The organism is Streptomyces sp. NPDC088350 (assembly GCF_044753545.1).
GTDB lineage: Bacteria > Actinomycetota > Actinomycetes > Streptomycetales > Streptomycetaceae > Streptomyces.
In genome coordinates this window covers 120,201-130,475 of the sequence record NZ_JBIVNL010000007.1, presented here as the reverse complement: position 1 = coordinate 130,475, position 10,275 = coordinate 120,201, and the positions used below count along the sequence as shown (strand labels likewise).

Annotated in this window: 10 protein-coding genes; 4 read left to right on the top strand and 6 right to left on the bottom strand. The window is 70.8% G+C overall.

Features of this window, described 5'->3' with window-relative positions; translation table 11 throughout:
• Positions 1–96 precede the first annotated feature (96 nt).
• Positions 97–1,449 (bottom strand): class II 3-deoxy-7-phosphoheptulonate synthase, encoded by a 1,353-nt coding sequence (locus tag ACIQBL_RS25185; RefSeq protein ID WP_043675465.1) that lies wholly within the window; start codon positions 1,447–1,449, stop codon positions 97–99.
• 96 nt (positions 1,450–1,545) lie between these two features.
• On the opposite strand from ACIQBL_RS25185, the gene ACIQBL_RS25180 reads away from it, so the two are divergent.
• Positions 1,546–1,602, top strand: a complete 57-nt coding sequence (locus tag ACIQBL_RS25180) for a trp operon leader peptide (protein ID WP_071528813.1) — start codon at positions 1,546–1,548, stop codon at positions 1,600–1,602.
• 93 nt (positions 1,603–1,695) lie between these two features.
• On the top strand, positions 1,696–3,576 hold the full coding sequence (locus ACIQBL_RS25175) for an anthranilate synthase family protein (protein ID WP_401945177.1): 1,881 nt from the start codon (positions 1,696–1,698) through the stop codon (positions 3,574–3,576).
• A 34-nt stretch (positions 3,577–3,610) separates the two neighbouring features.
• Here the strand turns inward: ACIQBL_RS25175 and ACIQBL_RS25170 are convergent, their stop codons facing one another.
• The 4 genes from ACIQBL_RS25170 to ACIQBL_RS25155 all read right to left on the bottom strand — a co-directional run bounded on the left by ACIQBL_RS25170 (position 3,611) and on the right by ACIQBL_RS25155 (position 7,456).
• Positions 3,611–4,639 carry a 6-phosphofructokinase gene (locus tag ACIQBL_RS25170; protein ID WP_401945176.1) on the bottom strand — a complete coding sequence of 343 codons (1,029 nt, stop codon included), beginning with the start codon at positions 4,637–4,639 and terminating at the stop codon, positions 3,611–3,613.
• A 132-nt stretch (positions 4,640–4,771) separates the two neighbouring features.
• A complete protein-coding gene (locus ACIQBL_RS25165; protein WP_401945175.1) occupies positions 4,772–5,449 on the bottom strand; it encodes a response regulator in 678 nt (225 codons plus the stop codon).
• A complete protein-coding gene (gene macS, locus ACIQBL_RS25160; protein ID WP_401945174.1) occupies positions 5,446–6,663 on the bottom strand; it encodes a MacS family sensor histidine kinase in 1,218 nt (405 codons plus the stop codon). Before macS ends, ACIQBL_RS25165 begins: the two co-directional genes overlap by 4 nt.
• A 31-nt stretch (positions 6,664–6,694) precedes the next feature.
• A complete protein-coding gene (locus ACIQBL_RS25155) occupies positions 6,695–7,456 on the bottom strand; it encodes a lysophospholipid acyltransferase family protein (protein WP_401945770.1) in 762 nt (253 codons plus the stop codon).
• Positions 7,457–7,713: 257 nt separating this feature from the next.
• Here ACIQBL_RS25155 and ACIQBL_RS25150 point away from each other — a divergent pair, with 257 nt between their 5' ends.
• Positions 7,714–8,526: an alpha/beta hydrolase gene (locus tag ACIQBL_RS25150; protein ID WP_401945769.1), complete on the top strand. Its 813-nt coding sequence runs from the start codon at positions 7,714–7,716 to the stop codon at positions 8,524–8,526.
• On the top strand, positions 8,519–9,139 hold the full coding sequence (locus ACIQBL_RS25145; protein WP_401945173.1) for a hypothetical protein: 621 nt from the start codon (positions 8,519–8,521) through the stop codon (positions 9,137–9,139). Before ACIQBL_RS25150 ends, ACIQBL_RS25145 begins: the two co-directional genes overlap by 8 nt.
• Before the next feature lie 109 nt (positions 9,140–9,248).
• Here ACIQBL_RS25145 and ACIQBL_RS25140 read toward each other — a convergent pair whose 3' ends face one another.
• Positions 9,249–10,004: an endonuclease/exonuclease/phosphatase family protein gene (locus ACIQBL_RS25140; protein ID WP_401945172.1), complete on the bottom strand. Its 756-nt coding sequence runs from the start codon at positions 10,002–10,004 to the stop codon at positions 9,249–9,251.
• Positions 10,005–10,275 lie beyond the last annotated feature (271 nt).

The following is a 10,275-nucleotide window of genomic DNA, read 5'->3' as shown; positions in this document are numbered from 1 at the left end:
TGTGGTGGGGGGGGGGGTTTTGTTCTCGGGGGGGGGGGGGGGTTTCTTTTCTCCCCCCCCCCCCCCCACGGCACACTGCTGTAACAGGTGAAACGGTTACTGGTCCCTGTACATCTCGGCGACGAGGAAGGCCAGGTCAAGGGACTGGCTGCGGTTGAGGCGCGGGTCGCAGGCCGTCTCGTAGCGCTGGTGCAGGTCGTCGACGAAGATCTCGTCGCCGCCGCCCACGCACTCGGTGACATCGTCACCGGTCAGCTCGACGTGGATGCCGCCCGGGTGGGTGCCGAGGCCCTTGTGGACCTCGAAGAAGCCCTTCACCTCGTCGAGCACGTCGTCGAAGCGGCGGGTCTTGTGACCGGAGGCCGCCTCGTACGTGTTGCCGTGCATCGGGTCGGTGATCCAGGCGACGGTCGCACCCGACGCGGTGACCTTCTCGACCAGCTCGGGCAGCTTGTCGCGGACCTTGTCCGCGCCCATCCGCACGATGAAGGTGAGCCGGCCCGGCTCGCGGTCCGGGTCGAGGCGCTCGATGTACTGCAGCGCGTCCTCGGCGGTCGTCGTCGGGCCGAGCTTGATGCCGATCGGGTTGCGGATCTGGGAGGCGAACTCGATGTGCGCGCCGTCCAGTTGACGGGTGCGCTCGCCGATCCACACCATGTGCCCGGAGACGTCGTAGAGCTTGCCGGTGCGGGAGTCGACCCGGGTCAGGGCCGACTCGTAGTCCAGCAGCAGCGCCTCGTGCGAGGCGTAGAACTCGACGGTCTTGAACTCCTCCGGGTCGGTGCCGCAGGCCCGCATGAAGTTCAGCGCGTTGTCGATCTCCCGCGCGAGCTGCTCGTAGCGCTGGCCGGACGGGGACGACTTCACGAAGTCCTGGTTCCAGGCGTGCACCTGGCGCAGGTCCGCGTAGCCACCGGTGGTGAAGGCGCGCACCAGGTTGAGCGTGGACGCGGACGCGTTGTACATCCGCTTCAGGCGCTCGGGGTCCGGGATGCGGGACTTCTCGTCGAAGGCGAAGCCGTTGACCGAGTCACCCCGGTACGTCGGCAGCGTCACGCCGTCGCGGGTCTCGGTGCCCTTCGAGCGCGGCTTGGAGTACTGGCCGGCGATACGGCCGACCTTGACCACCGGCACCGAGGCGGCGTAGGTGAGGACGGCGCCCATCTGGAGCAGGGTCTTCAGCTTGTTGCGGATGTGGTCGGCGGACACCGCGTCGAAGGCCTCGGCGCAGTCGCCGCCCTGGAGGAGGAACGCCTCTCCCTTGGCGACGGCCGCCAACCGGGCACGCAGCTGGTCGCACTCGCCCGCGAAGACGAGCGGCGGATACGACGCGAGGTCCGCGATCACTGCGCGCAGAGCCTCGGTGTCGGGGTACTCGGGCTGCTGCGCCGCGGGCAGGTCTCGCCAGGTGTTGCCAGCGCTGGCGCTGGTCTTAGCGTTCACGGTCACGACCTCAACATTACGGGGTCGTGTCGAGCTATTTTCGCGCGGCTCGACAGGTGAGACACCCGCACGCTCAGGTGCGCGTGGGGTAGGGTGCCTCGCATGTTCGCGCACTCGACCCAGAACTGGTGGTGGACCGCTCATCCGGCGGCCCACTGACTGCGCGTACTCCCACGTACTTCGCGAAGGCCGCCTGAGGGCGGCCTTCGGCGTTTCCGGGGCCGTTCCTCATCCATCGATGGCAGAGGAACCATGGACCTGACACAGCTGCTCCACGACGACCGCCCCTTCGCCCTGCTGCGCCGCCGCACGCCGGGCCACGACCAGAGCACGGTCGAGGTGCTGCTCGGCCCGGTCACCACCTACGACCGCCTCGCCGACCTCCCCGACGAGGGCCTGGCCCTGATCCCCTACCGCCAGATCCGCGAACGCGGCTTCGACGTCCGCGACGACGGCACTCCCCTGGCCTTCCTCACCCCCGAGGAGTCGTACGCGATCCCGCTCGCCGACGCCCTGGAACAGCTGCCCGCGCACGCCGTGCGGGTCGAGGGCGGTGGCTTCGACGTCGACGACGAGGAGTACGGCGAGATCGTCGGGCGGGTCCTGCGGGAGGAGATCGGGCGGGGCGAGGGCGCCAACTTCGTCATCCGGCGGACGTACGAGGGCGAGATCCCGGGGTACGGCAGGGCCGACGCGCTGGCGCTGTTCCGGCGGCTGCTGGTGGGTGAGCGGGGCGCGTACTGGACGTTCGTCGTGCACACGGGTGAGCGCACGCTCGTGGGCGCGAGTCCCGAGGTGCACGTCCGGATGTCCGGCGGGACCGTCGTGATGAACCCGATCAGCGGGACCTACCGCTATCCGGCGGAAGGGCCGACGCCCGAACACCTCCTCGCCTTCCTCGCCGACGGCAAGGAGATCGAGGAGCTGTCGATGGTCGTCGACGAGGAGCTCAAGATGATGTGCACGGTCGGCGACATGGGCGGGGTCGTCGTCGGACCGCGCCTGAAGGAGATGGCCCATCTCGCGCACACCGAGTACGAGTTGCGCGGCCGTTCCTCGCTGGACGTGCGGGAGGTCCTGAAGGAGACGATGTTCGCGGCGACCGTCACCGGTTCGCCGGTGCAGAACGCCTGCCGGGTCATCGAGCGGCACGAGGTCGGCGGACGCGGCTACTACGGCGCCGCCCTCGCCCTGCTCGGCCGCGACTCCGGCGGCGCCCAGACCCTCGACTCCCCCATCCTCATCCGCACCGCCGACATCGACCCGGCCGGCCGGCTGCGGGTACCGGTCGGCGCCACCCTCGTCCGCGGCTCCGACCCGGCGAGCGAGGTCGCGGAGACCCACGCGAAGGCCGCGGGAGTCCTGGCGGCTCTCGGCGTACGACCGTCCCGCCCGCGCGACGAGGACACGCGCCCCCGGCTGTCCGACGACCCGCGCGTGCGGGCGGCGCTCGACGGGCGCCGCACCTCCCTCGCCCCCTTCTGGCTGCGGATGCAGGAGCGGTCCGAGGAGCTGACCGGGCACGCGCTGGTCGTCGACGGGGAGGACACCTTCACGGCGATGCTCGCGCACGTGCTGCGGTCGAGCGGCCTTGAGGTGACCGTGCGGCGGTACGACGAGGAGGGGCTGCGGGAGGCGGTGCTCGCGCACGAGGGGCCCGTGGTGCTGGGCCCTGGGCCGGGCGACCCCTCCGACGCGGCCGACCCGAAGATGCGGTTCCTGCGGGCGCTGACCGCCGAGGTAGTCCGCGAGAACCGGCACGGCGTCCTCGGCGTGTGCCTTGGGCACGAGCTGCTCGCGGCGGAGCTGGGCCTGGAGATCGTACGGAAGGAGGTTCCGTACCAGGGGGCGCAGACGGCGATCGACCTGTTCGGGCGGGAGGAGACCGTCGGCTTCTACAACAGCTTCGTGGCGCGGTGCGACGACGAGACCGCCGCCGAACTGGACGCCCATGGTGTGGAGGTGAGCCGGAGCGGGTCGGACGAGGTGCACGCGCTGCGGGGGCCGGGCTTCGCGGGCGTCCAGTTCCACCCGGAGTCGGTGCTGACGCTCAACGGGGCCGCTGTCGTACGGGAGTTGGTGGGTCGGTTGCGCGGGACGAGCACGGGGGCGGCGGAGCGCCGGGCGGGCTGAGCCGCCCGGCCGACGCCCGGAGTGCGGCCACGGCTCAGCCGAAGAACACCCCGACCTCCTCGTACAGCTTCGGGTCGACCGTCTTCAGCTGGGCCGTGGCCTCCGCGATCGGTACGCGGACGATGTCCGTGCCGCGCAGGGCGACCATCTTGCCCCAGTCGCCGTCGCGGACGGCCTCGATGGCGTGCAGTCCGAAGCGGGTGGCGAGCCAGCGGTCGAAGGCGCTCGGGGTGCCGCCGCGCTGGACGTGCCCGAGCACGGTGGTGCGAGCCTCCTTGCCGGTCCGCTTCTCCAGCTCCTTCGCCAGCCACTCGCCCACCCCGGAGAGGCGGACGTGCCCGAAGGAGTCGAGGGTCCCGTCCTTCAGTACGACGTCGCCGTCCTTGGGCATGGCCCCCTCCGCGACGACCACGATCGGGGCGTACGACGCCTTGAAGCGGGAGGTGATCCAGGCGCACACCTGGTCGACGTCGAAGCGCTGCTCGGGGATGAGGATGACGTTCGCGCCGCCCGCGAGGCCGGAGTGGATGGCGATCCAGCCGGTGTGCCGGCCCATCACCTCGCAGACCAGGATCCGCATGTGCGACTCGGCGGTGGTGTGCAGCCGGTCGATCGCCTCGGTGGCGATACCTACGGCGGTGTCGAAGCCGAAGGTGTAGTCGGTGGCGGACAGGTCGTTGTCGATGGTCTTCGGTACGCCGACGCAGGGCACCCCGCTCTCGTCCCACAGCCGCGCGGCCACCCCGAGGGTGTCCTCGCCGCCGATCACGATGAGCGCGTCGACCTCCTGCGCGGCAAGGTTGTCCTTGATGCGCCGGATGCCGTTCTCCAGCTTCAGCGGGTTGGTGCGGGAGGAGCCGAGGATGGTGCCGCCGCGGGGCAGGATGCCGCGCACCGCGGGGATGTCGAGCCGGACGGTGTCGCCTTCGAGCGGGCCTCGCCAGCCGTCCCGGTAGCCGACGAAGCCATAGCCGTACTCCTGTACGCCCTTGCGGACGATGCCCCGGATGACGGCGTTGAGTCCGGGGCAGTCGCCGCCTCCGGTCAGTACTCCGACGCGCATGGAAGTGTCCCTTCGCCGCGGTTTCCTGTGAGAGCCACGCTAATGGTGATCCAGGTCACAGCGGGATGGGCGGGAAGGTCAATTCCGAGATCAATTCCGGTGGATTGTCCGGGAGTTGATCTACCGGGCCGCCTATGCGTCGTCGAGGCCGCGCTCTATCGCGTACCGGACCAGCTCCACGCGGTTGTGCAACTGGAGCTTGCCGAGCGTGTTCTGGACGTGGTTCTGGACCGTGCGGTGCGAGATGACCAGGCGTTCGGCGATCTGCTTGTAGCTCAGGCCCTTGGCGACCAGGCGCAGTACCTCGGTCTCCCTGTCGGTGAGTTGGGGCGCCTTGGGCTCGTCGCTGTCGGCGGCCGGTGCCGGGTCGGAGGCCAGTCGCCGGTACTCGCCGAGGACCAGTCCGGCCAGCCCGGGGGTGAACACCGGGTCGCCGACCGCCGTTCGGCGCACCGCGTCCAACAGCTCTTCCGTGGACGCCGACTTGAGCAGATAGCCGGTCGCTCCCGACTTCACCGCCTCCAGTACGTCGGCGTGTTCGCCGCTCGCGGAGAGGACCAGGACGCGCAACGCCGGGTTGGCGCCGACGAGTTCCTTGCAGACCTGGACGCCGGGCATCGCCGGCAGGTTCAGGTCGAGGACCAGGACGTCGGGGGCGGCGGCCCGCGCGCGGCGCACCGCCTGCTCGCCGTCACCGGCGGTGGCGACCACGTCGAAGCCTGACTCGGCCAGGTCGCGGGCGACGGCGTCGCGCCACATCGGGTGGTCGTCGACCACCATGACCCTGATCGGGCTCCGCTGCTCACTCATCGTGTCCCCGCCTTCCCCCGTGACTTCGGGACCTTCAGTTCGACTTCCGTGCCCTGCCCGGGAATCGAGACCAGCTCGGCGCTGCCCCCGAGGTCCCGCAGCCGCCCCCGGATCGACAGGGCGACCCCGAGCCGCCCCTCCCCCTCGGCCTGCGCGAGCCGCCCCTCGGGGATACCGGGCCCGTCGTCCCGTACGGTCACCACGACCTCCCCGGGTTCGTCCTCGACCAGGATCCACGCACGCGCGTCCGCACCGGCGTGCCTGCGCACATTGTCCAGGGCGGCACCGACAGCGGCGGCCAGCTCCCGCGCGGCGGGCGCGGGCAGCGGCACCGGGGCGCCGGGCTCGGCGAAACTCACCTTGGCGGCGGCGTAGGGGGCGAGCAGCGAACGCAGATCGACCGGGCCGTCGTCGTCATCGGGTTCTTCCTCCACGGCTCTCACGACCGCGCCCTCGGCCGCGTCCAGCGACACCCGGGAGACGGGCACCAGGCCGCCGGAGACCAGGGTGCGCAGCGCGACCTCCTGCTCGCCGGCCATCCGGCCCAGCTCGCCCGCCTCACCGCCCAGCACGGCACCGCGCCGCTGCACCATCGCCAGCACCTGGAGGACGCCGTCGTGGATGTCGCGGGCGAGCCGCTCGCGTTCCCGGGTGGCGGCCTCGATCTCCAGGGCGCGGGCGAGGGTGCGCTCGGAGGCGCGGGCGACCTCCACGACGTAGCCGATGGCGATGGAGGCGACCCAGACGAGGACGACGTTGTGGACGGTGTCGCGGGCCGGGGCGCCGCGCTCGACCAGGTTGGCGGCGGCGACGAGTGTCGAGGCGAAGGCGGCCCAGCGCCAGCCGCCCTTGATCGCGAAGGCCAGCACGGAGCCCGCGGTCCATATCGACGGCAGCGTCGGGCCGCCCCCGACGATCCGGGCGTGGGTGTCGGCGACCGGCGTCAGCATGATGCCGGCGAGCGCGACGGTGAGGTCGGCGGCGAGGAAGCGCTTGGTGCAGCTCGCCGCGTTCGCCACCCTGGGGAGCGTGGCCAGCGTCCAGACGAACAGGACGCAGTAGTAGGCGATGGCGACGCCGGGCCGGGCGAACCTGTCGTAGGCGGTGGCGAACAGCCCGACCGCGTACAGCATGGTCAGCACCCGGTAGCCGCTCAGCGCACGCCACAGCGGCTGCTCGACCGACATCCTGACGACACGCACCCGCTTGGCCACGATCCCCACCCCCGACACCAGACTGCCCCCTCTACTGGGAGCCGGTCTGCTCCTTCTCCGCTTGTGCGAGCGCGGCCCTGGCCGCCTTCTCGGCTGCCTTCTCCGCTTCCTTGTCGGCCTTCGCCGCGTCCGCGATCTGCCGCTTGGCGGCGGTCGCGTAGATGTCGACGTACTCCTGGCCGGAGAGCTTCATGATCTCGTACATGACCTCGTCGGTCACCGCGCGGAGGACGAAACGGTCGTGCTCCATGCCGTTGTACCGGCTGAAGTCGAGCGGCTTGCCGATCCGGATGCCGGGCCGCATCAGCTTCGGCATCACCTTCCCCGGCGGCTGGATCTTCTCCGTGTCGATCATCGCGACCGGGACGACCGGTGCCCCGGTGGCGAGCGCCACGCGCGCGAGGCCGCCGGGCTTGCCCCGGTACAGGCGGCCGTCCGGGGAGCGCGTGCCCTCCGGATAGATACCGAACAGCTCACCGCGCTCCAGGACGTCGATCCCGGCCTTGATCGCGGCCTCGCCCGCCCCGCGCGCACCGGAGCGGTCCACCGGAAGCTGGCCGGCGCCCTTGAAGAACGCGGCCGTCAGCTTGCCCTTCACCCCGGGCGTCGTGAAGTACTCCGCCTTCGCGATGAAGGTCACCTTGCGGTCGAGGACCGCGGGCAGGAAGAACGAGTCCGAGAACGAGAGGTGGTTGCTCGCCAGGATCGCGGGGCCCTCGGCCGGAATGTTCTCCAGGCCCTCCACCCAGGGCCGGAAGGCGACCTTCAGCGGTCCCCCGATGGCGACCTTCATCGTGCCGTACAACAAGCGAGTGCCTCCCGTGTCTGTCGATCAGACCTTAACCCGGAGCACTGTCAAAGGAGCCGACGACCCTGGTCGGTGTCAGTGCGGTCGCGTACGGTTAACCGCACCTGGACTTGTTCACACCCGTCTCATGAACTCACATCTCATGACCCCGTCTCATGACCCCGTCTCATGACCCCGTCTCATGACCCCGTCTCATGACCCCGTCTCATGATCCTGCCCCTCTCATGAACAGGAGACCGAAGGTGCCGGTCCTCCCCGGAGCCGAGCCGTACCGCCACGAGGGCGGGGAGGTCGGAGTTCTCCTCTGCCACGGCTTCACCGGTTCCCCGCAGTCGCTGCGCCCCTGGGCGGAGCATCTGGCCGAGCGTGGCCTCACCGTGTCGCTGCCGCTGCTTCCCGGGCACGGCACCCGCTGGGAGGACATGCAGCTCACCGGCTGGCAGGACTGGTACGCGGAGGTGGACCGCGAGCTGCGCGCCCTGCGCGAGCGCTGCGCGCAGGTCTTCGTCGCGGGCCTGTCCATGGGCGGCGCGCTGGCGTTGCGGCTGGCCGCGAAGCACGGCGACGAGATCAGCGGTGTCGTGGTCGTCAACCCCGGTATCAAGGTGCACGGCCTCGCCGCGTACGCCCTTCCGGTGGCCCGCCACCTGGTGCGTACGGCGCCGGGCATCGCCAGCGACATCGCGAAGGAGGGCAGCGAGGAGGTCGGGTACGACAAGGTGCCGCTGCACTCCGCGCACTCCCTGCGGAATTTCTTCCGGCTGGTCGACCGCGAGCTCCCGCAGGTCACCCAGCCGCTCCTGCTGCTGCACAGCCCCCAGGACCATGTGGTGCCGCCGGCCGACTCGGCCCGTGTCCTCAGTCGGGTTTCCTCGGCCGACGTGACGGAGATCCTGCTGGAACAGAGCTACCACGTCGCGACGTTGGACCACGACGCGGACCGGATTTTCGAGGAGAGCTTCGCGTTCATCGGCCGGCTCGCACCCAGTGCCGGCACGCAGGAGTCCGACACGGGCCGGGTGAGCGAGCAGGAAGGGACGGCCACAGGTGGCTGAGCACGACTCCGACCGCGAGGGCCTCGAACCGGACGAGCAGGGCGTCCCGTTCGACGAGGAGGCCGCGTGGGCCGCGATCGTCGCGGGGTACGGCGATGAGCCCAAGGATCCGCCGGGCGCCAAGCCGTTCAAGTCGATCGAGGACCTGGCGCTGCTCGATCCCGAGAAGAACGACGAGCAGCCCAAGGCCAAGGAGCAGCCCAAGGGCAAGGACAAGACCAACGACAAGGCCGACGACAAGAGCACGGAGGAGCCGCCGGCCGCCAAGCCGCTGGGCAGCTCGGTCTCCTTCGCGCCCGGCGTCGGCGGTCCCCGCGACTACACCGCGCCGGACTCCTCCGAGGACGACTTCGACGAGGACGACGAGGGCCACTTCGTGCCGCCGGAGCCGCCGCCGCTGCCGGCCGCCGACACGACGGCCAAGTTCGCCTGGCTCGGGGTGATCGGCGGCCCGATCCTCCTGCTGCTGGCGGTACTGCTGGGCTGGGACATGACCTGGTGGCTGACGACCATCGGCATCGGCGGCTTCCTCGGCGGCTTCGGCACGCTGGTGATGCGGATGCGGACGGACGAGGAGGACGGGGACGATCCGGGGCGGGGCGCGGTCGTCTAGCCAGTCCCGGGAGTTCGCGGGGATCCCAGGGCGGCCAGGACCGGGACGTGGTCCGTGGCCGCCCTCACGGCAGTGCCGGCCCGTCACCCCGCCCGGACGGCTGTGGGGTTCAGACCGCGGGCACGCGGGGCACGCGCATCGCGGCCAGCACGGGGAAGTGGTCCGTCGCCGCCCTGATGTCGGCCTCCTCCACTCCCGGCAACCCCAGCGGCACCCCGCACCCGAGTACCTCGATGCCCGGCGTCGCGAAGATCGCGTCGATGCGCTGGAAGGGGTTGCCGGGGGTCCAGGTGTACTCGTCGCCCCAGGGGGCGGTGGCCCAGCAGTCCTGGAGGTCCTTGGCCAGGCGGGTGAAGGTGCGGCCGTCGGGGCGGTCGTTCAGGTCGCCGCCCGCGATCACGTGGTCCACGCCCATGCCGGCCAGCCGGTCGAGCAGCATGCCGCCCTGCTCGTAGCGCTCGTCCTGGCGGAGGCTGAGGTGACAGCTGAGGACTCCCAGCCGGGCGCCCCCGAACCGTACGACCGCGGTCGCGAAGCCGCGGCGGTGTTCGCCGGGGGTCAGGGGCAGGAGGACGTCCTCCGTGCGTTCGACTGTTGCCCGGAGCGAGCAGAGCAGGGCGGGGCCGGCGGCGGCGGCTCCGCCGGTGAGGACGACGAGGTCGGAAGCTGAGGCCAGGCGGGCGAGCTTCTTGCGCCAGCGGAAGAAACGGGGGGCTTCCTGGACGAGGACGAGGTCCGGGGCGCAGGCCCTGATGACCCGGGCCAGGGCGTCGGTGTCGTCGCGCATCGAGCGGATGTTGTAGCTCAGGACGCGGATGATCGCTGAACCGTCGGGTTCGGTGCGGGAGTTGGGGAGCGGCGCCATGTGGATCAATTTACGCCCAGTGCCCCAGGAGCGCGGGGTACGTGTGCGACTGCCGGTCCGATGTGGCTGGTCGCGCCCACGCGGCGGAGCCGCATATTGACACAGCCCCGCGCCCCTGAAAGCAAAAGCGGGGCGCGAGGAACACATGCGCCTACCGGTCGTTCGTGACTGGTCACGCCCACGCGGCGGAGCCGCATATTGACACAGCCCCGCGCCCCTGAAAGCAAAAGCGGGGCGCGAGGAACACATGCGCCTACCGGTCGTTCGTGAC